The sequence below is a fragment of the Paraburkholderia phenoliruptrix genome (assembly GCF_047325075.1).
GTDB lineage: Bacteria > Pseudomonadota > Gammaproteobacteria > Burkholderiales > Burkholderiaceae > Paraburkholderia > Paraburkholderia phenoliruptrix.
In genome coordinates this window covers 1687338-1713563 of the sequence record NZ_CP168531.1, presented here as the reverse complement: position 1 = coordinate 1713563, position 26226 = coordinate 1687338, and the positions used below count along the sequence as shown (strand labels likewise).

The 26226-nt window shown below is 64.5% G+C and carries 25 protein-coding genes and 1 tRNA gene; 11 read left to right on the top strand and 15 right to left on the bottom strand.

Annotation, left to right across the window (positions count from 1 at the left end; translation table 11 throughout):
• Positions 1 to 138 precede the first annotated feature (138 nt).
• Entirely contained in the window at positions 139 to 2499 is a 2361-nt protein-coding gene (locus tag ACEN8U_RS19900; RefSeq protein ID WP_015003226.1) for an FdhF/YdeP family oxidoreductase, read from the top strand.
• A gap of 4 nt (positions 2500 to 2503) precedes the next feature.
• On the opposite strand, the gene ACEN8U_RS19895 is transcribed toward ACEN8U_RS19900, so the two are convergent.
• The 6 genes from ACEN8U_RS19895 to ACEN8U_RS19870 form a co-directional block, all read right to left on the bottom strand.
• Positions 2504 to 3007 (bottom strand): M48 family metallopeptidase, encoded by a 504-nt coding sequence (locus ACEN8U_RS19895; protein ID WP_015003227.1) that lies wholly within the window; start codon positions 3005 to 3007, stop codon positions 2504 to 2506.
• Positions 3008 to 3061: 54 nt separating this feature from the next.
• A complete protein-coding gene (locus ACEN8U_RS19890; RefSeq protein WP_041746308.1) occupies positions 3062 to 4360 on the bottom strand; it encodes an L-fuconate dehydratase in 1299 nt (432 codons plus the stop codon).
• Positions 4361 to 4405: 45 nt separating this feature from the next.
• Positions 4406 to 5347 carry an ABC transporter substrate-binding protein gene (locus tag ACEN8U_RS19885; protein WP_015003229.1) on the bottom strand — a complete coding sequence of 314 codons (942 nt, stop codon included), beginning with the start codon at positions 5345 to 5347 and terminating at the stop codon, positions 4406 to 4408.
• A gap of 91 nt (positions 5348 to 5438) precedes the next feature.
• Positions 5439 to 6464 carry an ABC transporter permease gene (locus tag ACEN8U_RS19880; protein WP_015003230.1) on the bottom strand — a complete coding sequence of 342 codons (1026 nt, stop codon included), beginning with the start codon at positions 6462 to 6464 and terminating at the stop codon, positions 5439 to 5441.
• A 16-nt stretch (positions 6465 to 6480) separates the two neighbouring features.
• Positions 6481 to 7992, bottom strand: a complete 1512-nt coding sequence (locus ACEN8U_RS19875) for a sugar ABC transporter ATP-binding protein (RefSeq protein WP_041746310.1) — start codon at positions 7990 to 7992, stop codon at positions 6481 to 6483.
• Positions 7993 to 8296: 304 nt separating this feature from the next.
• A tRNA-Leu gene (locus tag ACEN8U_RS19870) sits at positions 8297 to 8381 on the bottom strand.
• Between the two features lie 181 nt (positions 8382 to 8562).
• On the opposite strand from ACEN8U_RS19870, the gene ACEN8U_RS19865 reads away from it, so the two are divergent.
• The 6 genes from ACEN8U_RS19865 to ACEN8U_RS19840 all read left to right on the top strand — a co-directional run bounded on the left by ACEN8U_RS19865 (position 8563) and on the right by ACEN8U_RS19840 (position 14556).
• Positions 8563 to 9630, top strand: coding sequence for a LacI family DNA-binding transcriptional regulator (locus ACEN8U_RS19865; RefSeq protein WP_015003232.1), 1068 nt, complete (start codon positions 8563 to 8565; stop codon positions 9628 to 9630).
• An 83-nt stretch (positions 9631 to 9713) separates the two neighbouring features.
• Positions 9714 to 10793: an ABC transporter substrate-binding protein gene (locus ACEN8U_RS19860; protein WP_015003233.1), complete on the top strand. Its 1080-nt coding sequence runs from the start codon at positions 9714 to 9716 to the stop codon at positions 10791 to 10793.
• A complete protein-coding gene (locus tag ACEN8U_RS19855) occupies positions 10790 to 11614 on the top strand; it encodes an ABC transporter permease (protein WP_015003234.1) in 825 nt (274 codons plus the stop codon). The genes ACEN8U_RS19860 and ACEN8U_RS19855 overlap by 4 nt, the downstream gene beginning before the upstream one ends.
• A 49-nt stretch (positions 11615 to 11663) precedes the next feature.
• Positions 11664 to 12569: an ABC transporter permease gene (locus ACEN8U_RS19850; RefSeq protein ID WP_015003235.1), complete on the top strand. Its 906-nt coding sequence runs from the start codon at positions 11664 to 11666 to the stop codon at positions 12567 to 12569.
• On the top strand, positions 12566 to 13684 hold the full coding sequence (locus ACEN8U_RS19845; protein WP_238558522.1) for an ABC transporter ATP-binding protein: 1119 nt from the start codon (positions 12566 to 12568) through the stop codon (positions 13682 to 13684). The genes ACEN8U_RS19850 and ACEN8U_RS19845 overlap by 4 nt, the downstream gene beginning before the upstream one ends.
• 44 nt (positions 13685 to 13728) lie before the next feature.
• Positions 13729 to 14556: a phosphodiesterase gene (locus ACEN8U_RS19840; protein WP_041746312.1), complete on the top strand. Its 828-nt coding sequence runs from the start codon at positions 13729 to 13731 to the stop codon at positions 14554 to 14556.
• A 21-nt stretch (positions 14557 to 14577) separates the two neighbouring features.
• Here ACEN8U_RS19840 and ACEN8U_RS19835 read toward each other — a convergent pair whose 3' ends face one another.
• Entirely contained in the window at positions 14578 to 15093 is a 516-nt protein-coding gene (locus ACEN8U_RS19835) for a DUF2569 domain-containing protein (protein WP_015003238.1), read from the bottom strand.
• Between the two features lie 186 nt (positions 15094 to 15279).
• Between ACEN8U_RS19835 and ACEN8U_RS19830 the strand changes: the two genes are divergently transcribed.
• The gene (locus tag ACEN8U_RS19830) at positions 15280 to 16494 is read left to right on the top strand and encodes an MFS transporter (protein WP_015003239.1); all 1215 of its coding nucleotides are present in this window, start codon (positions 15280 to 15282) and stop codon (positions 16492 to 16494) included.
• Here the strand turns inward: ACEN8U_RS19830 and ACEN8U_RS19825 are convergent.
• The 5 genes from ACEN8U_RS19825 to ACEN8U_RS19805 all read right to left on the bottom strand — a co-directional run bounded on the left by ACEN8U_RS19825 (position 16491) and on the right by ACEN8U_RS19805 (position 18805).
• Positions 16491 to 16919: a response regulator gene (locus tag ACEN8U_RS19825; protein WP_015003240.1), complete on the bottom strand. Its 429-nt coding sequence runs from the start codon at positions 16917 to 16919 to the stop codon at positions 16491 to 16493. The two genes, ACEN8U_RS19830 and ACEN8U_RS19825, sit on opposite strands and share 4 nt — an antisense overlap.
• A gap of 20 nt (positions 16920 to 16939) precedes the next feature.
• Positions 16940 to 17572, bottom strand: a complete 633-nt coding sequence (locus tag ACEN8U_RS19820) for a response regulator transcription factor (RefSeq protein ID WP_013338705.1) — start codon at positions 17570 to 17572, stop codon at positions 16940 to 16942.
• Between the two features lie 115 nt (positions 17573 to 17687).
• Positions 17688 to 18260, bottom strand: coding sequence for a ferritin-like domain-containing protein (locus ACEN8U_RS19815; RefSeq protein WP_013588982.1), 573 nt, complete (start codon positions 18258 to 18260; stop codon positions 17688 to 17690).
• Positions 18261 to 18355: 95 nt separating this feature from the next.
• Positions 18356 to 18517 (bottom strand): DUF1328 domain-containing protein, encoded by a 162-nt coding sequence (locus ACEN8U_RS19810; protein WP_006052455.1) that lies wholly within the window; start codon positions 18515 to 18517, stop codon positions 18356 to 18358.
• Positions 18518 to 18628: 111 nt separating this feature from the next.
• Positions 18629 to 18805 (bottom strand): DUF1328 domain-containing protein, encoded by a 177-nt coding sequence (locus tag ACEN8U_RS19805; RefSeq protein WP_013338703.1) that lies wholly within the window; start codon positions 18803 to 18805, stop codon positions 18629 to 18631.
• A gap of 255 nt (positions 18806 to 19060) precedes the next feature.
• Here ACEN8U_RS19805 and ACEN8U_RS19800 point away from each other — a divergent pair, with 255 nt between their 5' ends.
• Both ACEN8U_RS19800 and ACEN8U_RS19795 read left to right on the top strand, forming a co-directional pair.
• Positions 19061 to 20599: a sensor histidine kinase gene (locus ACEN8U_RS19800; protein WP_015003243.1), complete on the top strand. Its 1539-nt coding sequence runs from the start codon at positions 19061 to 19063 to the stop codon at positions 20597 to 20599.
• A gap of 219 nt (positions 20600 to 20818) precedes the next feature.
• Positions 20819 to 20953: an entericidin A/B family lipoprotein gene (locus ACEN8U_RS19795; RefSeq protein WP_006052452.1), complete on the top strand. Its 135-nt coding sequence runs from the start codon at positions 20819 to 20821 to the stop codon at positions 20951 to 20953.
• Positions 20954 to 21229: 276 nt separating this feature from the next.
• Here ACEN8U_RS19795 and ACEN8U_RS19790 read toward each other — a convergent pair whose 3' ends face one another.
• Positions 21230 to 22024 (bottom strand): DUF4397 domain-containing protein, encoded by a 795-nt coding sequence (locus ACEN8U_RS19790; protein WP_015003244.1) that lies wholly within the window; start codon positions 22022 to 22024, stop codon positions 21230 to 21232.
• Positions 22025 to 22384: 360 nt separating this feature from the next.
• Here ACEN8U_RS19790 and ACEN8U_RS19785 point away from each other — a divergent pair, with 360 nt between their 5' ends.
• Positions 22385 to 24433 (top strand): NADPH-dependent 2,4-dienoyl-CoA reductase, encoded by a 2049-nt coding sequence (locus ACEN8U_RS19785; RefSeq protein ID WP_015003245.1) that lies wholly within the window; start codon positions 22385 to 22387, stop codon positions 24431 to 24433.
• Positions 24434 to 24623: 190 nt separating this feature from the next.
• Here the strand turns inward: ACEN8U_RS19785 and ACEN8U_RS19780 are convergent, their stop codons facing one another.
• Together ACEN8U_RS19780 and ACEN8U_RS19775 are read right to left on the bottom strand one after the other, a co-directional pair.
• Positions 24624 to 25553 carry an EamA family transporter gene (locus tag ACEN8U_RS19780; RefSeq protein WP_015003246.1) on the bottom strand — a complete coding sequence of 310 codons (930 nt, stop codon included), beginning with the start codon at positions 25551 to 25553 and terminating at the stop codon, positions 24624 to 24626.
• Positions 25554 to 25984: 431 nt separating this feature from the next.
• Positions 25985 to 26215 (bottom strand): pentapeptide MXKDX repeat protein, encoded by a 231-nt coding sequence (locus ACEN8U_RS19775; protein ID WP_015003247.1) that lies wholly within the window; start codon positions 26213 to 26215, stop codon positions 25985 to 25987.
• Positions 26216 to 26226 lie beyond the last annotated feature (11 nt).

Genomic DNA, 26226 nt, shown 5'->3' with positions numbered 1-26226 from the left:
TTTCCCGCGCGTCAGTCTATGACAAAACGCAGTAACTGTATCCCTTCCCTTTTTGTTTTTCTGTATGCTGCACTGCGATTGGAACACAGTAGGCTTGTCCCATCGGCCAAAAGCCATGACAGACCACGCGCGGCAACCATGAAGAACACCGACATTCGCAGCACATCCGGCGCCCACGCGAGCCAGAAAGCCCGCGGCGACGCCCGTATCGAGCCGTACACCCACCCGGCGGCCGGCTGGGGCGCGCTCAAGTACGTCGCCATCAACCTGATCAAGGAAAAGGTGACGGGCGGCAATTACCGCACGCTGCTCAAGCAGAATCAGCCCGACGGCTTCGACTGCCCCGGCTGCGCGTGGCCCGACCGCGAGCACGCGTCCACCTTCGAGTTCTGCGAGAACGGCGTGAAGGCCGTGGCCGCCGAGGCCACCAGCAAGCGTGTGACGCCCGCATTCTTCGCGGAGCACACGGTCGCCGAACTGATGGCGCAGTCCGACTTCGAACTGGAACAGCACGGCCGCCTGACCGACCCGCTCGTCTATGACGCGATCAGCGACCGCTACGTGCCGATCGGCTGGGACGAAGCCTTCGACCTGATCGCGAGCCACCTGAAGCGCCTCGACGATCCGGATCAGGCGGCGTTCTACACGTCGGGCCGCGCGAGCAACGAGGCCGCGTTCCTGTACCAGCTGTTCGTGCGCATGTACGGCACTAACAATTTCCCCGACTGCTCGAACATGTGCCACGAAGCGACGAGCCGCGGCTTGCCGGGCACCGTCGGCATCGGCAAAGGCACAGTCACGCTCGACGACTTCGAACACGCCGACACGCTGCTCATCTTCGGTCAGAATCCGGCGACCAACCACCCGCGCATGCTCGGCGAGTTGCGCGAATGCGCGAAGCGCGGCGCGACCATCGTGTCGATCAACCCACTCAAGGAGCGCGGGCTGGAGCGTTTCGCAAGTCCGCAGCATCCGGTGGAAATGCTCACCCTCGGGAGCACGAAGATCAGCTCGGTGTTCATTCGCCCGAAGGTCGGCGGCGACTTTGCGCTCATCAAGGGCGTCGCCAAGCGCGTGATCGAACTCGACGACGAAGCGCAGGCGTCTGGCCTCGAACGCGTGCTCGACGTCGCGTTCATCGCGGAACATACGGTGGGCTTCGAAGCGTTTGCTGAAGATTTGCGTGCCGAAAGCTGGGACACGATCGTCGCGGAATCCGGCGTGCCCTATGAAGACGTGCTCAAGCTCGCGGACATCTACGCAAAAGGCCGCGCGGTGATCTCGACGTGGGGCATGGGCCTCACCCAGCACAAGAATTCGGTGGCGACCGTGCAACTGCTGTCGAACCTGATGATGATGCGCGGCAACATCGGCCGGCGCGGCGCGGGGCTGTGCCCAGTACGCGGACATTCGAACGTGCAAGGCGACCGCACGGTCGGTATCGAGGAAAAGCCTACGCAGGCCTTTCTCGACCGGCTCGGCGAGGTCTACCGTTTCGAGCCGCCGCGCGAGCATGGGCTCGACGTCGTCAACACGATTGCCGCGATGCTCGACGGAAAAGTGAAAGTGTTCATCGGCCTGGGCGGCAACTTTTCGATCGCGACGCCCGACACGCCGCGCACGTGGGAAGCGATGCGTTCGTGCGATCTCACGGTGCACATCACGACGAAGCTGAACCGCAGCCATCTCGTGCACGGCCGCGATGCGCTGATTCTGCCGACGCTCGGCCGCACCGAAATCGATCTGCAGAACGGCGTCGCGCAAGGCGTGAGCGTCGAGGATTCGATGAGCATGGTGCATATCTCGTACGGCATGAACAAGCCGGCGTCCGAGAATCTGCTGTCGGAGATCGCGATTGTCGCGCGCATGGCACATGCGACGCTCGGCAGCGACAAGGTCGACTGGCTCGCGCACGCCGCGGATTACTCGCTGATTCGCGACGGCATCGCCAAAGTGATCGACGGCTTCCACGATTACAACGAGCGGCTCAAGCGCCCCGGCGGCTTCCATCTGGGCGTCGCGTCGCGCGAGCGGATCTGGAAAACGCCGAGCGGCAAGGCGCAGTTCCTCGTGCATGCCATTGCGCTCGACACGCCGATTCATCACGCGCGCAAGGAGCATGGCGAGCGCCTGCTGACCCTGATGACAACGCGTTCACACGATCAGTACAACACAACGATTTACGGACTCGACGACCGTTATCGCGGCGTGTACGGACAGCGTCGCGTGCTGTTCGCGAACCGGGACGACATCGCGATGCTGGGCTTCGCAGCGGGACAGCGCGTGGATATCACGAGCGTGTGGGCCGACGGCATCGAGCGTCATGCGGACGGTTTTCTGCTCGTCGAATACGACATTCCGCGCGGTTGCCTCGGCGCCTACTATCCGGAAACGAATCCGCTCGTGCCGCTGTCGTCGGTCGCGGACGGCGCGGGCACGCCCACTTCGAAGTCGATTCCTGTGTTGCTGAAGGCGTCGTCGGTAGAAGCGGTGGCCTGAGGTATCACGCCTGCACCTTCGCCAACTCGCGGTGCGTGAGATAGAGCCGCAGATCGAACTCGATCTGATGGTAGCCCGGCTGCATGAACTCGCAGAGGCGGTAAAACGCCTTGTTGTGATCGCTTTCCTTCAGATGCGCGAGTTCATGCACCACGATCATCTTCAGAAATTCCGGCGCCGCCGCCTTGAAGAGCGACGCAATGCGGATTTCCTTCTTCGCCTTGAGCTTGCCGCCCTGCACGCGCGAAATGCTGGTGTGCAGGCCCAACGCATGGCGCATCACGTCGAGCTTGCTGTCGTACGTCACCTTGTCGATCTGCTCCGCGCTGCGTAGATGTTCGCGCTTTAACTCGGCGCAGTAGGTGTAGAGCGCGCGATCGGTCTGCACGTCGTGCGTGTTCGGATAGCGCGCGGCGAGGTACGGGCCGAGTTGTTCGTCGGCGATGAGTTTCTTCACTTTCTCGAGCAGCGCGGGCGGATAGCCGCTCAGGTATTTCAGGTGGTGCATGGTATCGGGGTCGCGCGAAACGTCCAGTTTACACGGCTCTCGCGCGACGATGCCTCACACGCGCCACACCGGCCCGCCGGGAAAATCATGCTGATCGAGCGATGCCGCGTGAATTTCGATGCTGTAGCCGGGACGTTGCGGCGGCAAATAGCGCCCGTTGCGGATCACCACCGGGTCGACGAAATGCTCATGCAAATGATCGACGTATTCGAGCACCCGGTTCTCGAGCGACGCGGACACACAGATATAGTCGAATAACGAAATATGCTGGACGTACTCGCATAAACCGACGCCGCCCGCGTGCGGGCACACCGGCACGCCGAACTTTGCCGCCATCAGCAGCACGACGATCACTTCGTTCAGACCGCCGAGGCGGCAACTGTCCACCTGACAGAAGTCGATCGCGCGTGCCTGCAGCAACTGCTTGAACATCACGCGGTTATGACAGTGCTCGCCGGTTGCCACGCCGATCGGCGCAAGCCGCTCGCGAATGGCGGCGTGGCCGAGAATGTCGTCGGGGCTCGTCGGCTCCTCGATCCACCACGGGTCGAATTGCGCGAGTTGCCGCATGTTCGCGATGGCTTCATCCACATCCCACACCTGGTTGGCGTCCATCATCAGCTTGCGGTCCGGGCCGATTTCCTCGCGCAGAATGCGGGCGCGGCGCAGATCTTCGGCGAGATTGCCGCCGACTTTCTGCTTGAAATGCGTCCACCCTTGCGCGACGCCTTCGCGCGCGAGGCGGCGAATCTTGTCGTCGTCATAGCCGAGCCAGCCCGCGGACGTCGTGTAAGCCGGGTAGCCGTGCGCGAGCATCTCCTGCTCGCGCGCGGCCCTGGTCCCGGCATGACGATGCAGCATCGCAATCGCTTCCTGCGGCGTCAGCGCGTCGGTCACATAGCGGAAATCCAGGCACCGTACGAGTTCTTCGGGACTCATGTCGACGAGCAGCTTCCACACCGGCTTGCCTTCCGCTTTCGCCCACAAGTCCCAGACCGCGTTGACGACGGCCGCGGTGGCCAGATGAATCGCGCCCTTGTCCGGGCCGATCCAGCGCAACTGGCTGTCCGAGGTCAGCGCGCGCCAGAAGCCGCCCATGTCGGCGGCAATCTCCCGCAGCGTTTTGCCGACGACGAGCGGCGCAAGCGCCTCGACCGCCCTCACGCAGATCTCGTTGCCGCGGCCGATCGTAAACGTCAGACCGTGGCCCACGAGCCCTTGCGGCGCATCCGTTTCGAGCGTGACGTAGGTGGCCGAATAATCGGGCGCGGCGTTCATCGCATCCGAGCCGTCGAGCGAACGCGAAGTCGGAAAGCGGATGTCGCGCACCGACAGCCTCTTAATCGTAGTGATCGTGGTCATGTCACACGCTCCAGGACGGCTGCATTCACGCGACGATCAATCGTAGAGTACCGCGGCGATCTTCGGATCGTTCATGTTGCTCTTGTCGTACCAGTAGAAACCGGTATCGACTTTCTTCGGCAGCTTCTCGCCCTTGAGCGCCTTGACCGCGGAATCGACCACACATTTGCCGATGCCGATCGGGTTCTGCGTGATCGCGCCGGCCATCAGCCCGGAATTAATGTCCTCCTTCTGCTCCTTGCCCGAGTCGTAGCCGATCAGCACGAGCTTCTTGCCCGACTCCTTCACGCCGATCGCCGCGCCCTCCGCGGAGCCTTCGTTGGCGCCGAAGATGCCCTTCAGGTTCGGGTTCGCCTGAATCATCGCCTTGGCGATTTCCGCCGATTTCAGATGGTCGCCGCCGCCGTATTGCACCGACACGATCTTCACGTTCGGATGCTTGCTCTTCATCTCGTTGAGGAAACCGTCGCGCCGGTCGATGCCCGTGCGGCTCGTCTGATCGTGCACGATTACACCGACTTCGCCGGCATTGCCGATGGCCTCGGCCATCTTGTCGGCGGCGAGCGCGGCGGCCGCCAGATTGTCGGTCGCGCAGGTCGTGAGCGGGATGTCGCTGTCCACGCCGGAGTCGAATGCGATGACCGGAATCTTTGCGGCCTGCGCTCTTTTCAGCAGCGGAATGGCCGCCTTGCTGTCCAGTGCGGCAATGCCGATGGCTTGCGGCTTTTTCGCGAGCGCGGCCGACAGCATGTCGATCTGCTTGTCGACCATGGCCTCGGTTTCCGGGCCCTCGAACGTGATGCGCACCTTGTGTTCCTTCGCGCCCTGCTCCGCGCCGGCTTTGACCGCCTGCCAGAACTGATGCTGGAAACCCTTGGAAATGAGCGGAATATAAACGTCCTCCGCGTGAGCAAAATTCACTGCGCCGACGAGCGCGCTCACGCCGACCACGACGCCGAATGCTTTTCGATTCAACATGGACTCTCTCCTCCTAAGGTGTGGACCCTTCTTCTTCGCTGTCGGGGATGCGTTGCAGTGCCGCCCCTTGTTGATGTTGTCCGGTGCAGGCTCAGCGCTTCCTGCGTCGCAGGATGTCGGCGTAGACCGCGAGAATGATGATGAGACCCGTCACCACGATCTGCCACTCCTGGGCGACGGACATGATGCGCAAGCCGTTGGTCAGCACGCTCATGATGAACGCGCCGATGATCGTGCCGAGAATCGTGCCGGAGCCGCCCGAGAGCGACGTCCCGCCGATCACGACCGCGGCAATCGCTTCGAGCTCGTAGCCCTGGCCAAGCGCCGGTTGCGCCGAGTTCAGGCGCGACGCGATGAGCAGCCCCGCGACGCCGCAAATCGCGCCGCCGAGGCCATAAATGGCGATCTTCCAGCGGTCGACGTTCACGCCGGAGAGCCGCACCGCTTCTTCGTTGCTGCCGAGCGCGAAGGTATAGCGGCCGAGCGCCGTGCGATTCAGCGTGAGCGAACTGACGATGGCGAGGAAGAACAGGATCAGCACGGCGTTCGGAATCGGCAGGCTCGGCAACAGGTAGCCGATCAACGAGTCCTGCGAAATCATGTAGAAATTTTCGGTGTCGGTGAAATAGATCGGTTTGTCCGCAGATACGACAAGCGAGAGCCCCTTCAGCAGCAGCATCATGCCGAGCGTCGCGATGAACGGCGGGATTTTCATCTTCGCGGTGAGGGTGCCCGAAATGGTCCCGCAAAGCGCGCCGGTGCCGATGGCGGCGAGCACGCCGAGCCACATCGGCAAATGCCAGTAGGTGAGGAACACGCCGCAAATCACCGCCGTGAAGGTCATCAACGTGCCGACCGAGAGGTCGATGCCGCCCGTGATGATGACGAAGGTGGAGGCGATGGCGAGCACGCCGTTGACCGCCGTCGCCTGCAGAATGCCGAGGATGTTATCCATCTGCATGAAAGCCGGCGACGCAAAGCTGAAGAACACGAGCAGCAGAATCAGGCTCGTGAACGCCAGAAGCTTCTGCAAAGCCGTCGGCGAAAAAATGCGGGCCTTCAGGCCGCTCAGGCGCCGCTCGCCGGCCAGCGCGGGGGAATCGGATGGCAGTGTCATGGGGTCCTCGCGAGGCTCACGCCGCTTTGAGTGTTTGGCGCTGCGTGGCCAGATGCATGATGCGCTCCTGCGTCGCCTCGTTGGCGCCGAGCTCGCCGGTAATGCGGCCCTCGCACATCACGACGATGCGGTCGCTCATCCGCAGAATCTCCGGAAGCTCCGACGAAATCATGACGATGGCCTTGCCTTCGTCCGCGAGCGAGCGAAGCAGCTTGTAGATTTCGCTTTTGGCGCCGACGTCGATGCCGCGCGTGGGTTCGTCGAAGAACAGCACGTCGCAGTCGCGCTCGAGCCATTTGGCGATGACGATCTTCTGCTGGTTGCCGCCGGACAGCAGCCGCACTTCCTGGCTTGGCGACGGCGTGCGAATCGCGAGCAGACTGATGAAATGGGTCGCGCGGCGCCGCATCCGCGCGCGGCGCAGGAAGAAGTTGAACGACAGGAAGCTTCGCAGGTTCGACATGACGATGTTCGACTCGACGTCCATGCCGGTGGCGAGCCCGAAGCGCTTGCGGTCTTCCGACAGATAGCCGATGCCTTGCGCGACCGCATCGCTCGGGTTTCTGATCGTGGCTTTCGCGCCTTTCACGAGGATTTCGCCGGACTCAACGGGGTCCGCGCCGAACACCGCGCGCGCGACCTCGGTGCGGCCTGCGCCCATTAACCCGGCAAAGCCGAGAATCTCGCCCTGACGCAAGGTAAAGCTCACGTCGCGCACAAGCGGGCCGGCGTTGAGATGCCTGACTTCCAGCGCGGCCTCCCCTTGCGCCGCGGCGCGCGCGGCGGGCGCCACGTCTGTGAGCGTGCGCCCGACCATCATGCCGATGATGGCCTCGACGGTCGTATTGGCGGCGTCGACCGTGGCGACATATTCGCCGTCGCGCAGCACGGTGACACGGTCGGCGATCTGCTTTAACTCGTCCATCTTGTGCGAGATGTAGACGACGCCCACGCCCCGTCCTTTCAACTCGCGGATGATGCGAAAGAGCTCGGCGATCTCGGCGTCGTTCAGCGCGGAGGTGGGCTCGTCCATGATGAGCACGCGCGAATCGAACGAGAGCGCCTTGGCGATTTCGACCATTTGCTGGCTCGCGACGGTCAACTCGCCGACCAGCGCGCGCGGGTCCAGATTCACATGCATGCGTGAAAGAATCTCGCGCGCTTGCGCGTTCAGCCTGTCTTCGTCGAGAAAGAGGCCAAGCCGCCCGCGCGGCTCGCGGCCGATGAAGATGTTTTGCGCGACCGTCAGGTGGTTCATCAGTTGGAGTTCCTGATGAATGATGCCGACGCCCGCCGCTTGCGCGTCACGCGGACACTCGAATGACACCGGCTGGCCGTCGACGAGAATATCGCCCGAATCGCGCCTGTACACGCCGGCGAGGATTTTCATGAGCGTGGATTTGCCGGCGCCGTTCTCGCCCATCAGCGCATGGACTTCGCCCGCCAGCAGTTCGAACTGGACGTCGTGAAGCGCCCGCACGCCGGGAAAGCTCTTGCTGAGCTTGTTGACGGAAATGAGGGGGGTCATGGCGCGGAGCCGGCGAAGGGCGCGGCGCGCGCGCAGCATGCGCTTGCCTCAACCCGGGAGACGGGTCGCGAAAGCGCCGGACGGCGCGAGGTTGTTTGACTGAAATCGCAACGAGAAGCCAGGCACATGCTCGCCCCCCCCCAAACCGATGTCCGACGATTCTACGACGCCCGGCGGTAAGGCCTCAAGATCAGGCATTCCCCAGTGTCTGGAGTGGTTACGTGAGTGCGGGTTTGCGCACAGTGTGGGATGGGTGGGGTCGAGGGAATGGGGGCGACCGGTTTGCGAAGCGTGGGAAACAGCATGGTGCCGGGGACCGGACTCGAACCGGCAAGCCGTGAAGCGGCGGATTTTAAGTCCGCTATGTTTACCAATTTCATCACCCCGGCGAGGGTGGGGAAAAACGCGTGGACGCGCATTCTACCATTGGCCGCAGGGCCGGCAAAACGTACGCATGACCCGCCTGCCCGGCGAACGAGCCCCCCCTCCGCCATCACTCCCCAAGTCATCGGCGAGTCATAAACCTCCCCGATAATCCGCTCCGAAAACGTTTACAACCGAGCGGAAATCATGACCCCGACGATCAAGGATGTCGCTGCGCACGCGGGCTTTTCCATCGCGACGGTCTCGCGCGCGATCAACGCGCCGCACACCGTAAGCCCCGTCACGCTCGACAAGGTCCGGCAGTCCATCGACGCCCTCCAGTTCCGGCCGAGCCCGCTCGGCCGTCAGCTGCGCGGCGAGCGCACGCGCCTGATCGGCGTGATCGTGCCGACGCTTGCGAATCCGGTGTTCGCCGAATGCCTGCAAGGCATCGACGAACTCGCGGCAGCGCAGGGCTACCGCCTCATGCTGATGACCACCCAGTACGACGCCGATCGCGAACGCCGCGCCATCGAAACGCTGCGCGAACATCGCGTGGAAGGCCTCATTCTGACAGTCGCCGACGCCGACACGCATCCGCTGCTCGATCAACTCGACCGCGACGGCCTGCTCTACGTGCTGATGCACAACGACACCGAACGGCGCCCATCGGTCTCGGTCGACAACCGCCTCGCTGCCTATGAAGGCGTGCGCATGCTGATCGCGCACGGCCATCGCCGCATCCTCATGCTCGCGGGCACGCTCGCCGCTTCGGACCGCGCACGCCAGCGCCACCTCGGCTACGCGCAGGCCATGCAGCAGGCCGGGCTCACGCCCGCGCCCGCGCTCGAAGTCGATTTCAACGCCGACGAACTAGCGCCCTCCGTGCTCGCGCATCTGACGCAAGGCGCGAACCGCCCGAGCGCTCTCTTTTGCAGCAACGATCTGCTTGCGATGGTCGTGATGCGCGGCCTGCGCCGCGCGCGTCTGCAGATTCCGCGCGACATGTCGATTCTCGGTTTCGACGGCCTCGCGATGGGCGAGCTGCTGTCGCCGCCGCTCGCGAGCGTCTGCGCGCCGAATCGCGAGATCGGCTGCGCGGCATGGCGGCGTCTGCTCGCGCGCGTCACCGGCAGCGACGCGGGCCGAGGCGCTGCGCCGCTCGCGCTGACGCTGCCGCACAGTGTGCGCGAAGGCGCGACCATCGCCGCCATTTCGAACCATCACGGCAGCGCTGCACTGCATGCGCGCCCGCACCTTCATCTCGAGTCCTGACTAACTCGCTGGGATTCGCTGAACCCCTCGCCTCAAACAACAACCCTGAACCACCCGCTCTTGTCCCTTCCTGGAGAACCGCAGTGACCCGCTTTTCCATACGCCTTGCATCGCCGCTTACATCGCTGATGCGCCGTCTCGCGCAGTCCACCGTCGTCGCGCTGGGCGCCGGCGCCGTCGCGACCGCCGCCCTTGCCGTCGTCATGCCGCAAAGCGCACACGCCGACGAAACCGCCATCTGCTACAACTGTCCGCCGGAATGGGCCGACTGGGCAAGCCAGATCAAGGCCATCCAGCAGAAGACCGGCATTCGCGTGCCGTTCGACAACAAGAACTCCGGCCAGTCGATTGCGCAACTCATGGCCGAGCAGAAAAGCCCCGTCGCGGATGTCGTCTATCTCGGCATCTCGTCCGCATTCCAGGCGAAGGACAAGGGTGTGGTCGAGCCGTACAAACCCGCGCATTGGGACGACATTCCCGCGAACCTGAAGGACCCGCAAGGCTACTGGTTCACGATCCACTCGGGAACGCTGGGCTTTTTCGTCAACAAGGACGCGCTCGAAGGCAAGCCGGTGCCGCGCTCGTGGGCCGATCTGCTCAAGCCCGAATACAAAGGCATGATCGGCTACCTCGATCCGTCGAGCGCGTTTGTCGGCTATGCGGGCGCGGTCGCCGTGAATCAGGCGCTCGGCGGCTCGCTCGACAACTTCGAGCCGGGCCTCGACTGGTTCCGCAAGCTCAAGGCAAATGCGCCGATCGTGCCGAAGCAGACCGCCTACGCACGCGTCATGTCCGGCGAAATCCCGATTCTGCTCGACTACGATTTCGATGCCTATCGCGCGAAATACAAGGATCACGCCAATGTCGAATTTGTGATTCCTAAAGAAGGCACGATTTCCGTGCCGTATGTGATGAGCCTCGTGAAGGGCGCGCCGCACGAAGCAAACGGCAAGAAAGTGCTGGATTTCGTGCTCTCCGACGAAGGCCAGAAACTGTGGGCCGACGCTTATCTGCGCCCGGTTCGCGCGAATGCGATGAGCCCGCAGACTGCCGCGAAATTCCTGCCCGCCAGCGACTATGCCCGCGCCAAGCCGGTCGACTTCGGCAAGATGGCCGAAAAGCAGGCGAGCTTCGGCGAACGCTATTTGCAGGTGATGCATTGAACGACATCACGTTCCCGTTGCGCTGGCGCATCGCACTGCTCGCGCCGGCGCTCGCGGTTTTCATCGCGTTCTGGCTGCTGCCGATGGGGGCGCTCGCGCAGCTGAGCGGCGACGGCCACGCGTTCGCCACCTATCGCGCGATGCTGACGAATCCGCGCTACATGTCGAGCCTCGGCGCAACCGTCGTGCTGTCCGCGGCGGTGACGGCTGCCACGTTGGTACTCTCCGTGATTGCCGGTTTGCTGCTCGCGCGCCGCGACTTCGCGTTCAAGCGCACGCTGCTCGCGTTGCTGACCTTCCCGCTCGCGTTTCCCGGCGTGGTGGTCGGCTTCATGGTCATCATGCTGGCAGGACGCCAGGGGCTCGTCGGCGCGTTGTCGCTCAAGCTCACCGGCGATCGTTGGGTATTCGCGTATTCGATGAGCGGGCTTTTTCTCGGCTATCTGTACTTCTCGATTCCGCGCGTCATCGTCACGGTGATGGCTTCGGCCACCAAACTCGATGCGTCGCTCGAGGAAGCCGCGCGCTCGCTTGGCGCATCGCCATGGCGCATTACACGCGACATCGTGTTGCCTGCGCTGTCGCCCGGTCTGATCGCCGCGGGCGCGGTGTGCTTCGCCACCGCGATGGGCGCGTTCGGCACGGCGTTCACGCTCGCCACCGACATCGACGTCCTGCCGATGACCATCTACACCGAGTTCACGCTCAACGCGAACATGGTGACGGCGGCGGGCCTGTCCATCGTGCTCGGCATCGTCACATGGGCGGTGCTTGCTCTCGCCCGCAGCGTGAGCGGCTCTGCCGTCGCGGCCAGCGCATGAGCGGCGCATCACGGCCGCGGGCCGCCTCAACGGAAAGAAAAAGCTTCTTATGAACTCGATCACTGCTACTTCACAGCCTGCCGGCGAGCGTCGCTCGCGCGTTCGCATGCCCGATGCCAGAGCATGGCTCGCGGCGGGCCAGTGGTTCGTCACGCTGTCGCTGTGCGCGTTTCTGATCGTGCCGGTCGCGATGTCGATCCTCGCCGGTTTGACGGTCAACTACTTCAAGGGCATCGCGAGCGGCTTCACGCTGCGCTGGCTCGGCGAAGTGTGGACGCAGTACCACGGCTCGGTGTTTCTCTCGCTCGAAGTCGCGGCTGCGACGCTCTTCATTACGCTGTTCACGGGCGTGCCCGCGGGCTATGTGCTCGCGCGCAGCAAGACGCGGCTCTCGCGCGTCATCGAAGAGTTTCTCGTGCTGCCCATTGCGCTGCCCGGGCTTGCCTCCGCGCTGGCGCTGCTCGTGGTGTATGGCGGCTTCACGATGTTCCGCATGAGCGTCGCGTTTATTGTCGTCGGCCATGTCGTGTTTACGCTGCCGTTCATGGTGCGCGCCGTCGCCGCCGTGTGCGCGAGCAGCGATCTGCGCACGCTGGAAGAAGGCGCCGCGAGTCTCGGCGCGAGCTTCATGCAGCGCTTCGTGACCATCGTGCTGCCCAATGCGAGGCCCGGCATCGTGGCGGGCGCACTCGCGGTGCTGACGCTTTCCATCGGCGAATTCAATCTGACGTGGATGCTGCACACGCCCGACACCAAGACGCTGCCGGTCGGTCTTGCCGACACCTACGCGTCGTTGCGCATTGAAATTGGCAGTGCCTACACGATTCTCTTTTTCATCATGACGATGCCGCTGCTCGTCGCAATGCAATGGCTCGGCGTCGATGCGACCGGCCAGCGCAACGCGGCAAAAAAACGCGGCGCCGTTTCTGTTTCGAAGTCCAAAACGACGCCATGACACTTGCCTCAGCTTCCTCCTCCGCTTTTTCCACTGCTTCTTCTTCCGCTTCGGCCTCCCGTGCCGCCTCGGTGCCGATCACGCTGACGCAGTGCGCGAAAACGTTTCGCGGCTCGCGTGTGCTCGAACCGGTCGATCTGCGCATTGAAGCAGGCGAGACACTCGTGCTGCTCGGCCCCTCCGGGTGCGGTAAAACGACCACGCTGCGCATGATCGCGGGCCTCGAAACACCCGACGCGGGCGGCCGCATCGCATTCGGCGACGACGACGTCACCGCGCTGCCCATTGAAAAACGCCAGGTGGGCATGGTGTTCCAAAGCTACGCGCTGTTCCCGAACCTGACGGTGCGCGGCAATATCGGCTATGGTCTGAAAATCCGGCGCATGCCGGCAGACACCGCGCGGCAACGCGTCGACGAACTGCTCGCCATGATGCGTCTCACCGCGCACGCCGACAAACCGATCGATCAGTTGTCGGGCGGCCAGCGTCAGCGTGTCGCGCTCGCACGCGCGCTCGCCGTGCAGCCGCGCGTGCTGCTGCTCGACGAACCGCTCACGGCGCTCGACGCCCGCTTGCGCGACGCGTTGCGCAGCGAGATGAACGCGCTGCTGCGCGAACTCGGCATCACGACAATCTATGTGACGCATGACCAGGCCGAAGCAATGGAACTGGGCGACCGCATCGTCGTGATGAGCGCGGGGCGCATCGAGCAGATCGGCTCGCCGCGCGACATTTACTATCGGCCGGCGAATCGCGCGGTCGCGCAGTTCGTCGGCACGATCAACCGCGTTGCCGGCGAGCGCCGCGGCAGCATGCTGACGACGACAGGCGGCGCCGTGCCGCTGCCCGCCGCGCAGGCGAACGCGTTGGCAGAGCGCGACGCGAAGCACGAAATTTTCTTCCGCCCCGAAGACGCGTTTCTCGCCGATCCGGCTCACGCGCAGCTGCGCGGCTGCATCGAAAGCAGCGCATTTCTCGGCGAGCGCACGCGCCTCACGATCAGCGGCGCCGCCCCCGATGCGCTGCTCATCGACGTCGCGGGCCGTGTCGAACTCGCGCGCGGCACGCCGGTCGGCATCTCGATCGGGCAGGACGCGCTGATTGCGCTATCGTAATGACGCCGCGCGTTGCACTCGCGCGCAACAATGAGGATGACCCCATGCTGCTGGCTCAAATTAGCGACCTGCATATCAAACGGCCCGGCGCGCTCGCCTATCGCCGCGTCGATACTGCGGCCTATCTGGAACGCTGCGTCGCCGCGCTGAACGCGCTCGATCCTCGTCCGGACGCCGTCATCATGACCGGCGATCTCGTCGATCAAGGCGAACCGCAACAGTACGAACACCTGAAGGCGCTGCTCGCACCGCTTGAAATTCCCTACTTTCTGCTCGTCGGCAATCACGACGACCGGGCCGCGTTGCGCGCGGCGTTTCCCGATCGCGCGGAACTGCACGGTGGCGGCGAGTTCGTGCACTACGCGCTCGACGTCGGTCCGCTGCGCCTGATCGCGCTGGATTCGATGGTGCCGGGCCACAGCGCCGGCACGCTATGCGACGCGCGGCTCGCGTGGCTCGCGGCGCAACTCGACGCGGCGGGCGGCAAGCCGACGGTGGTCGCGCTGCATCATCCGCCGTTTGCGTGCGGTATCGGACATATGGACAAACTGCGGCTCGATCCCGCCGCGGCGAGCCGCCTCGCAGCGCTCATTGCGTGCTATCCGAACGTGGAGCGCGTGATCTGCGGACATGTGCATCGCCCGATGTTCGTGCGCTTTGGCGGCACCATAGCGTCGGCCATACCGGCGCCCGCCCATCAGGTGGCGCTCGATCTGCGCGACGACGCGCCGTCCGCCTTCATGATGGAGCCGCCCGCGTATGCGCTGCATCGTTACGAGCCGGGCGTCGGCATTGTCACGCACCACGCGTATGTCGATTCGGCCGAGGGTCCGTATCCGTTCTATGAGCCGGAAGGCGCGCTGATCGATTGAACAGGCCTCGTGGCGACGCCCTCAGCGGTTCACAAAGATTCGACGCACGCGCCGGGACGCCCTGAAATAAGGGATCCCGAGCGCGGCGGCGACAATGGCCTGCAGCGGACCGTCGAACGGAATCGCAATGTCCACGCCGATTGCGTGCGTCATATAGGCACTCGCCAGATACGCGCCGATTCGCATGGTGAGAATTGCCCCGAGCCACACCTGCACATGCGACGGCAAGCGCGCCGACCTGCGCCACGCGAGCAGCGCGAACCACCCAACGCCCGCGACCATGAAGGCACCGGTCACTACGTCGAAAGCGGTCATGGCGATCACCGTGCGATACCACCCATGCGTTTGCGGCCACGTGAAAACCGCAAGCAGTTCCCATTCGAGCAGCATTTTCAGCGGGTCGCGCAGCGCCATGGCGGTGGCGAGCGCCCACGCCGTGAGGCAGATCAACGCGACAATCAGGCATCCATCGATGCGCTGTGGCGCCAGCCCGGCTTGCGTGCCGCGGCGGGTCGAACGGGAGGTGAGCTCTTTCATCGGATCGTGCGAAGTTGGCCGGAATAGCGCGCCGATTCTACGAACCCGCGCCCGTCGAACCTCGCATTTTTGTCACAACACCGCGTTGCGCAGACCTGGCAGCGCGGCAGCACGATCCGGTTCGCTCCGGTATGATCGGCACGCTTGAGGACCGCGCATGGGCCGGTCCGCCGACTGCCCTCTTTCATGTCCACGTCCAACGCGTCCACACCCGTTTCCGCCGACCCGTCGCTGCGGGGTCTGCTGCTTCTGCTCGCCACCATTGCCGGCGTGGCGGTCGCGAATATCTATTACAACCAGCCGCTTCTCGACAACTTCCGGCAATCGTTTCCTGCGAGCGCTTCGTGGGTCGGCGTCGTGCCGGCGGTTACGCAGCTGGGCTACGCGGCCGGCATGCTGCTGCTCGCGCCGCTCGGCGATCGCTTCGACCGGCGCGCCTTGATCCTGCTGCAAACCGCGGGCATGTGCGTCGCGCTCGTCATCGCGGCCACCGCGCCGGCGCTGCCGGTGCTGATTGCCGCGAGCCTCGCGATCGGCGTGCTCGCCACCATTGCGCAGCAGGCCGTGCCGTTCGCGGCCGAACTCGCGCCGCCGTCCGAGCGCGGTCATGCGGTGGGCACGGTGATGAGCGGCCTGTTGCTCGGCATTCTGCTCGCGCGGACGGCGGCCGGTGTCGTCGCGCAATACTTCGGCTGGCGTGCGGTGTTCGCCGCGTCGGTGGTGGCATTGCTCGCGCTGGCGGTGGTGATCGTTCTGCGTCTGCCGAAGAGCAAGCCGACTTCGACGCTGCCGTACGGCAAGCTGCTCGTGTCGATGTGGCATCTGGTCGTCGAGCATCGCGCGTTGCGTGAGGCGTCGCTGACGGGTGCCGCGCTCTTTGCCTCCTTCAGCATCTTCTGGTCGGTGCTCGCATTGCTGCTGGCGGGGCCGCCCTTTCACCTCGGACCGCAGGCAGCGGGCCTCTTCGGCATTGTCGGCGCGGCGGGCGCGCTTGCCGCGCCGCTCGCGGGCAAGTTCGCCGATCGGCGCGGACCGCGCGCGATCATCACCCTCTCTATCGTGCTGGTCGCGATTTCCTTCGTGGTCTTCGGCTTCTCGGCGAAGAGCATCGCGGGGCTCGTGATCGGCGTGATGGTGCTGGATGTGGGCGTGCAGGCCGCGCAGATTTCGAATCAGTCGCGCATCTATGCGTTAAAGCCGGACGCGCGCAGTCGCGTGAATACCGTGTACATGGTTGCGTATTTCATCGGCGGAGCGCTGGGTTCCGCGGTGGGTGCGGCTGTGTGGCCGGTATTCGGATGGGTGGGCGTGAGCGTGGCAGGCTTGCTGTTCGCGGGCCTTGCCGCCTGGAACCATCTGGCGCTGCAAGCGAGAATGAAAACCAACGAGGAGCGCGCCTAGCCGTGACTGCGCGCGAATGCGTACTCGTGCAGCGCGTCGATCACGCGGTCGAATTCGAACGACTTGTCGTAGAAGTGCCGCACCCCGTACTGCTCGCAGCGCTCGCGGTACGCCGGCAACGCGTGATTCGTGAGCACCGCCGCGAACACCGAGTCGATCAGACCTTCGCGCTGCAAATAGGCCAGTACGGGCACGCCCGAGCCGCGTTTCAACTGCAGGTCGACGATCACCGCGTCGAACGCTTCGTCGCCGAGCAGCGCGATGGCTTCGTCGGCGGAATCAGCATAGGCAGCCACGCGCAGCGAACCCGACGCGTCGATGGCCTCCACCAGACTGCGGCGGATCAGCGGCGAATCTTCGATAAGCAGCACGCGCAGCGGCGCGCGGCTGGCTGACTCGGCAACAGGATTCGATTCGCTGTTCATCGGGATCTCTCGATCGTCCATTATTCGATCAGGCCGTTCTTGATCGCGTAGTAAGTGAGATCGGCGTTGTTGGCGAGGCGCATCTTCTCGAGCACGCGAGCCCGGTACGTGCTCACCGTTTTCACGGAGAGGTGCAACTCCTCGGCAATCTGCGTGGGGATCTGCCCCGCGGCCAGCTTGCAAAAAATCTGGAACTCACGCTCGGAGAGCGCCTCGTGCGGCCGCGCCGCCGCCGGCTTGTCCAGGTTGTCGGCCAGCGTGTCGGCCACCGCCTCGGACAGGTAGCGATGCCCGCGCGCCACCGCGCGAATCGCCCGCACGATTTCGTCCGGTTCGCAGTCCTTGTTCAGATAACCGTTCGCGCCCGCGCGCAGCAGGTTGATCGCGTACTGACTCTCCGGATAGCCGGAGAGGATCAGCACGCCCTGCTCCGGGCGCACCTGCTTGATGACGCGCAGGGTGTCGATGCCGTTCTTGTCCGGCATCGCAATGTCGAGCAGGACGACGTCGAATGCCTGCTCGCGGACGAGGCTGATGGTTTCGTCGCCCGTGGCGGCTTCCGCCGCGACGCACATATCCGGCTCGTCGGCGACGAACTGTCTGAAACCCCCTCGGACGATCGCGTGGTCGTCAGCTATCAACACTCGAATCATCGGCTTGGTGTCCGTACGATGGAGTCGCTCCAAAGCAGACATTGTAATGATCTCGCGCAGCATTTCGACATGAGGGCGGCCGCCGCCGGCCGCACGCTCGTGCTGCCGGGCACGCTCACTCGCGGCCCTCGAGCAGATCGGCCATGTCGTCCGCATGCTCTTCCTCGACCGCGAGAATTTCTTCGAAGAGACGCCGCGTCGTGACGTCCTTCTCGCCGAGATAGCGGATGATCTCGCGGTAGGTGTCGATTGCGATACGCTCGGCAACCAGGTTCTCGCGGATCATGTCGGTGAGGTTCTCGCCTTCCTTGTACTCGGAATGCGCGCGCGTCTTGAGGCCGTCCGGTGCGAAGTCCGGCTCGCCGCCAAGCTGCACGATGCGCTCGGCGATGCGGTCGGCGTGCTCCTGCTCTTCGGCCGCGTGCTCCGCGAATTCCGTGGCCACGGCTTCCGAGTTGATGCCTTTTGCCATGAAGTGATGCCGCTTGTAACGCAGCGTGCAGACGATTTCCGTCGCGAGCGCGTCGTTGAGCAGCTTGAGCACCGTGTCGCGGTCCGCGCCATAGCTTTGCGTCACGGGCCCATCCGACATGTGCTTGCGGGCGTCGTCGCGGATCTTCTGGATGTCCATCACGAACGGATCGCTCGACTGAGATGCCGCGCCCTGGGCGCGAGGTGTGTTCGCCATTGAGTTTCTCCTTTATCCGTATTGAGGGAATGGGCGCATCGCAAGGCGTGCCCGCGATGCGCCGTGACGGTGATGGCCGGCTCTAAGGGTCGGCTCTACGTTCGGAACACGCCGAGCAGCAACGTGACCACGAACACGACGAGGAAGATGTAGAACAGTATCTTGGCGATTTCGGCCGCACCCGCGGCGATGCCGGTGAAACCGAACACCGCGGCAATAATGGCGATGACGAAAAAGACGATGGCATAGTGAAGCATGGCAACTCTCCTTCTTGTTGGTATCCGCGTGGATTCTCGTGCTTTGCGCTACGCGAGCGCCGCTTGGGGAACGCGCCCGGTCAAGGACGCCTCGAAAGACCGGAAGCGGCGCTAATCGACAATTTTTTTCGTCACCACGAAGCCGAGCACGAGGAAAACCACGCACAGAATCACAAATACGACGAACAGGAACTTCGCGATGGCCGCCGCGCCCGCAGCGATGCCGGTAAAGCCAAGAAGGCCGGCTATCACCGCGATGACGGCGAAGAACAACGCCCACTTCAGCATGATGGCTACCTCCTGAAACAATGAATGAGATCAGGGTTCATCCTATCCAGCGGCGGCGGCGGGCGCATTCCGACGCGCTCCGGTTTTCGTGTGAGAATCCGCTTACATTCGATTACGGCAGCGTTACGGCGCCCGCATTTGCCGGTGGCAGCGGCGCCCTGCGGCGCTCGCGCGAGGGCGACGAGCGCTACACTGATCCTATTCAGGGAGTCGAAGGTGTCAAACGTGCAGAACGCGCCAGATTGGCGGAACGACATGCAGCATGTAGCAGGACACGATGCCGGACATGAGCCCGGACACGAGGCACGGCATCAGGCGCAAATCGAAACGGGAAACCACGCGCAAGCCGAAGCGCCCTCCCGCAGCGCCGCCGCACGGCTGAGCGCCTGGATGCGCACCCGCAGCTGGGCGATCGCGATGACCGTGGCCATCGTGATCACCGTCGGCGGGCTCGTCATTCTGGAGACCGCGCGCGAGCGCATTGCAGCCGAGTACGAGACGGCGCTCGAAGCGCGCGACGTCACCGTGCAATTGAGCGCGCTGGCGAGCCAGCTATCGCGTTTGAGCGCCCAGCAAAACGAGTTTCTTCTGACGAAGCGCGACGACGCGGCCCACGCCTTCTGCGCGACCGCGACACGCATTCGCGCGAGCGAAGAACCGCTGCAGCGCTTTTACCGCGGCCCAAAGGCCGATAGCGCCGAGCTCGCGAGCTTCACGCAGATTCGCGCGCTGATCGACGCTCGCATCGGCGCCGGCGCTGCGGCATTGCAGCGCGCCGCGGCGCAACCGCTCGATCTGGCCGCATGCGGCAGCACGAGTGGTGCGCAAGCGGTGGACGCGGCGCTCGTCGACAGCACGCTCAGCCTGCTGCGCGACAACGAAGAGCGCCGCGCGCAGCACGCGCTCGCGGCGAGCCGCGCCGATCAGCGCATCTCGACACTGTGCGCGGCGGGGCTGTCGGCGCTCAATATCGTGTTGTTCATTCTGCTGTTTCGCAACCTCGGCATCCAGATCGACAGGCAGGCACGCGTGCAGCGCCAGTTGATCACGCAGCAAGGCGAACTCGACCAGCTCGTCAACGAACGCACGCGTCAACTGGAAGCACTCGGCTGGCATCTGCAAGCCGTCAGCGAAAACGAGAAAACGCAGCTTGCGCGCGAACTGCATGACGAACTCGGCGCGATCCTGACCGCGAGCAAGATGGACGTCGCGTGGGCGAACCGCAAGCTGAAGGAGAGCGCTCCCGACATCGCGCAGAAGCTGCAGCGCGCGCTCGCCAACCTCGATCAGGGGATCGCGCTCAAGCGCCGCATCATCGAGGACATGCGACCCACCGTGCTCGCGAACTTCGGTCTCGTGACCGCGCTGCGCACGCTCGCCGACGAAGCGGCGCAGCGCAACAACTGGACGCTGAACCTGCGGCTTCCCGCAGACGATATTCAACTCGACGAGCAAACGGAAATCGCGCTTTTTCGCGTCGCGCAGGAAGCGCTGACGAACGCGGCGAAATACGCGCGCGCGTCGCAGGTGTCGATCGGTCTGCAAATCGGCACGGGCGAGGTAACGCTCGATATTGCCGACAACGGCGTGGGCATCATGCCGGCCGACCTCAAGCGCACGCATACGCATGGCCTTCTCGGCATGCGCCAGCGCGTCGCCGCGCATGGCGGGCGCTTCGACATCCGGCGAGGCGTGCCCAAAGGCACCGACATTCATGTGGTCATGCCACGCGCGAGCGCCGCCTCGCAACCGGGCAGCGACGCCTCGTCCGCACCGGCGAACACGCATTTATGAACGCCGCGCCAATGCCCCCGCACACGCGCCTGTAGGAGTGCGCCGACGCCAACACCAGAGCGCGCCTACAACAAAATCGCAGCGCAGCCGACAGCGCGGCATGCGCCCTTTTTTTAACATGCAATCAGACCGGATCGACTGGCGCAAGCCACGGTCGGCAGCTAGCAAAACCGCTAGCGGGCCACGTCAACCGATACCTTCTCGACAAGGAGAACTTCCATGAATCGACTGATCGCTTTGCTCCTCATTGCAGGCACGGCCGCGCTGGCCGGTTGCAACACGATGGCAGGTGCCGGCCAGGATATCTCGAAGGGCGGCGACGCCCTCACCAATCAGGCTGAAAAGGCGAAGTAAATCGCCGCTTCCTGAAAGCCATGCGTCGTGACGGCGCGTGGCGCATCGCCGTGATGCATCGTCGACGCCCGCTGCGGGACACCGCAGCGGGCTTTTTATCGTCTGCGACTCGCGCCTGCTTCGAGGCTCGCATGCATCGCGGTGATAGGCGCGTGCAGCGCCGCCAACCGTCTGCACAAACAAAGCGGCGACCCACTTGCGTGGATCGCCGCCCCGTCCTCCCCAGGACTTGCCGCTATGCCATGCGCTGCAGTGCGCGCATGCTTGCTAGCGAGCTTATACGCCCGTCAGCGTATTCGAGAGTTCGACGCTCGGTGTGCTGGTGTTGCCGTTCTGCACGATCAGCAGATGAATCTGACCCGCCGCCAGCTGGCTCAGCGCACCGCCGATCGGCACCGACGTGATGAGCCAGTCGGCGTTGTTGGACAAGGTGAACGACTGCGACTGGTAGATCGGCGTCTTGCTGCCCGCCGCGGTCGCGATCAGCACATACTGGCCACCCGATACGTAGATCGAGTCCTGGCCGCTCGCCGGGACCGCGTTCTTGAACGCGACGCCTGCCATGGTCGGCGAGACGCTGCTGATGTTGGTGTTGCTCGCCTGCACCAGATACAGGTCGAGATTCGGCGCGTTGCCCGATGCATTGAAGCCGCGCACGCGCGCGCTGTTGGACAAGAGGCCCTTGTCGAACGGATCGTCGATCAGGCCGATGTCCGGCGCGGCACTGCCGGGTAACGCGAGCACGGTGTATTCGTGGCCCTTGGCGACATTCGCGAAATTGCCGCTCGCGAGCGGGGTCGTCGTGCCGGTTGCCGCGTAGGCGACGTTCGTCGAGCCGGTGTTGATGTTGGTGAAGTTCGTCACGCCCTTATACGAGACATTCGTCTGCCCCGACGGTGCGCTGCCGTTGACGAGAAAATCCACCGCTGGCCCGCTCGGGATCGCGTGCACGAAATGGATTTCCGGGTTGGTGAGGCCGAGTTCCTTGCCTACGTCGTCGGAGCCTCCACCGCACGCGCTCAGCACGGATGCAACGGCAATCATGGCCGCCATGGTTCGAATCAGTTTCATTCTGTTCACCTATCTCGATGTCGGGCTTTCCGCCCATTCATATGCGGGCGCACGCTCTGGACGGCACCATCAGAAACCGTGTTTTGCATCATTCGATCGGTCCCGTTCCGGCTGTCCTTGGCGAAGCACTCCCTCCTATCCCTGCGCGCAGTACGCCGTTTTTAGCGGCGCCGCGCGGTCCATGTCGATGGACGCACCCAATGAGCAATGCCTGTGCCGCGACGATCGAATTGGCTTATGTGCGCGCGAGAATGTCTTGTCCGGCAACATGCCGCGAGCATTAGAAGCTTTCCTCTGATGGTGGGCATGATCGCGCGGTGTATCGTGCGTGCGCACCCCATACTTACAACGGCAGCCTGTATGTCTTACCAACGCTTACTCGCTGAGCTCGATCTCGGCTTTACCCGCTTGCGCAATCGCGTCGTGATGGGCTCCATGCATACGGGCATGGAAGACCGCTTCTGGAATTACCCGAAGCTCGCCGAATACTTCCGCGAGCGCGCGCGAGGCGGCGTGGGGCTCATCATTACAGGCGGCATTTCGCCGAATCGCGAAGGGTGGCTGCTGCCGTTCGGCGGCACGCTCAACTCAGTGTTCGACCTGCGCAATCATCGGCGGCTCACGCAAGCGGTTCACGAGGAAGGCGGCAAGATCGCGCTGCAGATCCTGCATGCGGGTCGTTACGGATATCAGCCGTTCGTTGTGTCCGCATCGGCGTTGAAGTCGCCGATTTCGAAGTTCAGACCGCGCGCGCTCAGCATCGCCGGCATTGAGAGAACCGTGCGCGACTATGCGCGCTGCGCAAGACTCGCGCAGCGCGCGGGCTATGACGGCGTCGAGATCATGGGCAGCGAAGGCTATCTGGTGAACCAGTTCCTCTGCCCGCGTACCAACCGGCGCACGGACCGTTACGGCGGCAGCATCGAGAACCGCATGCGGATTGCGCGCGAAATCGTCGAGCGGGTGCGCGAGGCCTGCGGAGAGCGCTTTATCGTCGTATACCGGCTTTCGCTGATCGACCTGGTGGAAGGCGGCAATACGTGGGAGGAAACCGTGCAGGTCGCACGCGCGCTGGAGGCGGCCGGCGTCACGATCTTCAACACCGGCATCGGCTGGCATGAAGCGCGCGTGCCGACCATCGTCACCTCGGTGCCGCGCGCCGCGTTCGCCGGATTGAGCGCGCGCCTCACGGCCGCCGTGAACGTGCCGGTGATCGTCTCGAACCGCATCAACACGCCCGAGGTCGCGGAGGCCCTGCTTGCCGACGGCGCGGGCGACCTCGTCTCGATGGCGCGGCCGCTGCTCGCCGATCCGGAATTCGTACTGAAGACCGCCGCCGGACGCACGGAAGAAATCAACACCTGTATCGCGTGCAATCAGGCGTGCCTCGATCATACGTTCAGGAATCAGCGCGCCACCTGCCTCGTCAATCCGCGCGCGGGACGCGAGACGGAACTGGTGTACCGGCCCGTCGCAGGTCCACAGAACGTGCGCTCCGTTGCGGTGGTCGGCGCCGGGCCGGCGGGCTTGTCGGCGGCGACGGTGGCGGCCTCGCGCGGACATCGCGTGACGCTCTTCGATGCGGCCGCAACCATTGGCGGCCAGTTCAATCTCGCGATGCGCGTGCCGGGCAAGGAGGAATTCCGCGAGACCATTCGCTATTTTCAGAGCCAGCTCGAGCGGCACCGCGTGGAGGTGCGGCTCGGCACGCGCGCGGATCCCGCACTGCTTGCGGCGGGCGCTTACGACGACATCGTGATCGCTACCGGCATCGTGCCGCGGCGGCCAGCCATCGCCGGAATCGACGCGCCCCATGTTCTGTCGTATGTCGACGTGCTGCGCGGCGCACCGGTGGGCCGCCGCGTCGCGGTGATCGGCGCGGGCGGCATCGGCTTCGACGTCAGCGAGTTTCTGCTGCACCGCGCCGACGAACCGCTGCCGGTGCCGCGCGATGTGTGGCTCGACGAATGGGGCGTCGATCTGTCCGTCAGCGAGCGCGGCGGCCTGAAGCCGCCGGCGCCTGCCCGGCCGGCGCGACAGATCTGGCTACTGCAGCGTAAGCCCGGCAAGCTGGGCGCGGGCCTCGGCAAGACGTCCGGCTGGGTGCACCGCGCGACGCTCGCAAGAAACGGCGTGACGATGCTCGCTGGCGTTTCGTATCTGGAGATCGGCGCGCGTGGCTTGAAGATCGAGCACGGCGGCGCCGGGCAATGGCTGGAGGTCGACAATATCGTGGTGTGCGCGGGGCAGGAATCGCTGCGCGATCTGTATCCGCGCGACTTTGCACGGGAAAAACCGGCGGATGCCGGTGGCCCGCGTTATCACCTGATTGGCGGCGCGGCGCTGGCCACGGAGCTGGATGCGAAGCGCGCGATTCGCGAAGGCGCGGAACTGGCTGCGCGGTTGTAGCGTGCCTAAGAGCCTGCGTGCTGCGTGCCGCGTGCTGCCTGCGGCGTGCGCGTGCTGCGTGCTGCGTGCGGCGTGCTGCCTGCGGCGTGCGGCGTGCGGCGTGCGGCGTGCGGCCCCCAGAATAACTGCGCGAGCCTGACCGCGTGAGCCTCGCCCTTGGCCCGCTCCGGCGCCTGGACGGCAGAAAGCCTCAGCCGCGCCCTTTCTTCCGATAATCGAGCCAGAAAGACAGACCCACGCTGACCAGAATGACGACGGTGGCGATCACCGTCGAATGCGTGACCGGCTCGCCGAGCAGCAACGCGCCGAGCGCCACGGCCACGACCGGATTCACATACATGCAGCTGCTCGCGATGATCGGGCTCGTGTGCCGGATCAGGAAACCATAGGCCACGTAGGCGGCCATCGTGCCGATCAGCATCAGATAGATGAACGCCAGCACCGGCAGGACATGCACGTCGAGCATCCGCTCGCCGGAGACCCACGCGACCATGGTCGACATGGCGCCGCCCAGGCCGATTTGCAGCGACGTCGATAAAAACAGGTCCGACGGCAGTTTCAGGCGGCTGGCCAGGTGGGCGCCGCCCGCCCAGAAGAGCGCACCGCATAGAATCGCGAGACTGCCGCCCGCCGAACCGGGCGCGCTGTCGCCATGGCTCAGGATTGCGATGCCGACGAGCCCGAGTCCCACCGCGAACCACTCGCCTTTGCCGATCTTGCGCCCGGCGACCGCCGCGATCACCGTCGCGAAAAGCGGTACCGTTGCGACCATCACCGCCGCGGTGCCGGTGCCGACCGTGCGCATGCCATACGCGAGCATGCCGCTCGACAAACCGACCAGCATCGTGCCGACAAGTCCGGCATTGCGAATTTCCGCGAGGCTCGGCCATACCGGCTCGCGGCGCGCCGCGAGCGCGAAAAGTCCGACGCCCGCGAAGAGGTTGCGCAGGCCCGACATCAGGAGCGGCGGGAACGAGCCGAGCGCGACGTGCACGGCCAGATAAGTGGAGCCCCACACCAGATAGACGACGCCCAGCGCGAGCGCGATCTGGCCGTTGCGCGAACGCGGCAAACGGATCGGGAAACCACGCGAAAACCAGCCTGAGAGTTCCTGCGACATACCGTCAACCCGCCCGCGCCGTTCGAGATTCCCGCTGCGGGGACGGCGGACACCGCATCGGCGATGCGGTCAAACGGGCGAGGCTGGCGGACATGATGGTGGAGCGAAGGACGATAGTTGGCTAACAGAGAAAGCCATACGGAACTGCCAAGCCGCGCCGGCAGCACCGGCAGATTCGCGGCGCGCGCCCTGTCAATGCAGGCCCAAAGCACTGCGAATGCACGGCGCGCATCGCATTATGCAGTAAGCGCCCACCGCACCAGGCGAAAGAATCGTAACTTTTGGTGCGCATGCAACAAAAAGCCGGGGCCAAACCGCGCCCCGGCACGCTGGGTGAGTTGTGCCGCCCACCGCGGCTTATGCGCCGCGCATCAGGCCCGACGCGGCGCGCCGCGATGCTCCGCGCGGGCGGGCCGCACGCGCCACGTCGCTCAGTTGCTCATCGCACCCGACGCCTCGTGCTTGATGCCCATCGCGTCGCCCTTTTTCATCTTGTCGTGCTTCATGGCGTCTTTTTTCATGTGGTCCTTCGACATGGCATCTTTCGACATCGCATCGTGCGACATCGAACCGTTGGACATGGCACCGCTCGCCTCAGCGAACGCGGCGCCGCCGCTGGTCAGGAGGGCGACGGCGACTGCGGCGATTGCAAGCTTTTTCATGGGATGACTCC

Excerpts from the sequence above, each read along its gene's own strand:
- ACEN8U_RS19775 (WP_015003247.1), bottom strand. The coding sequence starts at position 26,215 with ATGAAAAAGCTTGCAATCGCCGCAGTCGCCGTCGCCCTCCTGACCAGC.
- ACEN8U_RS19875 (WP_041746310.1), bottom strand. The coding sequence starts at position 7,992 with ATGACCCCCCTCATTTCCGTCAACAAGCTCAGCAAGAGCTTTCCCGGC.
- ACEN8U_RS19785 (WP_015003245.1), top strand. The coding sequence starts at position 22,385 with ATGTCTTACCAACGCTTACTCGCTGAGCTCGATCTCGGCTTTACCCGC.
- ACEN8U_RS19790 (WP_015003244.1), bottom strand. The coding sequence starts at position 22,024 with ATGAAACTGATTCGAACCATGGCGGCCATGATTGCCGTTGCATCCGTG.
- ACEN8U_RS19780 (WP_015003246.1), bottom strand. The coding sequence starts at position 25,553 with ATGTCGCAGGAACTCTCAGGCTGGTTTTCGCGTGGTTTCCCGATCCGT.
- ACEN8U_RS19885 (WP_015003229.1), bottom strand. The coding sequence starts at position 5,347 with ATGTTGAATCGAAAAGCATTCGGCGTCGTGGTCGGCGTGAGCGCGCTC.
- ACEN8U_RS19845 (WP_238558522.1), top strand. The coding sequence starts at position 12,566 with ATGACACTTGCCTCAGCTTCCTCCTCCGCTTTTTCCACTGCTTCTTCT.
- ACEN8U_RS19820 (WP_013338705.1), bottom strand. The coding sequence starts at position 17,572 with ATGATTCGAGTGTTGATAGCTGACGACCACGCGATCGTCCGAGGGGGT.
- ACEN8U_RS19880 (WP_015003230.1), bottom strand. The coding sequence starts at position 6,464 with ATGACACTGCCATCCGATTCCCCCGCGCTGGCCGGCGAGCGGCGCCTG.
- ACEN8U_RS19835 (WP_015003238.1), bottom strand. The coding sequence starts at position 15,093 with ATGAAAGAGCTCACCTCCCGTTCGACCCGCCGCGGCACGCAAGCCGGG.
- ACEN8U_RS19830 (WP_015003239.1), top strand. The coding sequence starts at position 15,280 with ATGTCCACGTCCAACGCGTCCACACCCGTTTCCGCCGACCCGTCGCTG.
- ACEN8U_RS19800 (WP_015003243.1), top strand. The coding sequence starts at position 19,061 with ATGCAGCATGTAGCAGGACACGATGCCGGACATGAGCCCGGACACGAG.
- ACEN8U_RS19850 (WP_015003235.1), top strand. The coding sequence starts at position 11,664 with ATGAACTCGATCACTGCTACTTCACAGCCTGCCGGCGAGCGTCGCTCG.
- ACEN8U_RS19795 (WP_006052452.1), top strand. The coding sequence starts at position 20,819 with ATGAATCGACTGATCGCTTTGCTCCTCATTGCAGGCACGGCCGCGCTG.
- ACEN8U_RS19900 (WP_015003226.1), top strand. The coding sequence starts at position 139 with ATGAAGAACACCGACATTCGCAGCACATCCGGCGCCCACGCGAGCCAG.
- ACEN8U_RS19810 (WP_006052455.1), bottom strand. The coding sequence starts at position 18,517 with ATGCTTCACTATGCCATCGTCTTTTTCGTCATCGCCATTATTGCCGCG.
- ACEN8U_RS19840 (WP_041746312.1), top strand. The coding sequence starts at position 13,729 with ATGCTGCTGGCTCAAATTAGCGACCTGCATATCAAACGGCCCGGCGCG.
- ACEN8U_RS19895 (WP_015003227.1), bottom strand. The coding sequence starts at position 3,007 with ATGCACCACCTGAAATACCTGAGCGGCTATCCGCCCGCGCTGCTCGAG.
- ACEN8U_RS19825 (WP_015003240.1), bottom strand. The coding sequence starts at position 16,919 with ATGAACAGCGAATCGAATCCTGTTGCCGAGTCAGCCAGCCGCGCGCCG.
- ACEN8U_RS19805 (WP_013338703.1), bottom strand. The coding sequence starts at position 18,805 with ATGCTGAAGTGGGCGTTGTTCTTCGCCGTCATCGCGGTGATAGCCGGC.
- ACEN8U_RS19815 (WP_013588982.1), bottom strand. The coding sequence starts at position 18,260 with ATGGCGAACACACCTCGCGCCCAGGGCGCGGCATCTCAGTCGAGCGAT.
- ACEN8U_RS19865 (WP_015003232.1), top strand. The coding sequence starts at position 8,563 with ATGACCCCGACGATCAAGGATGTCGCTGCGCACGCGGGCTTTTCCATC.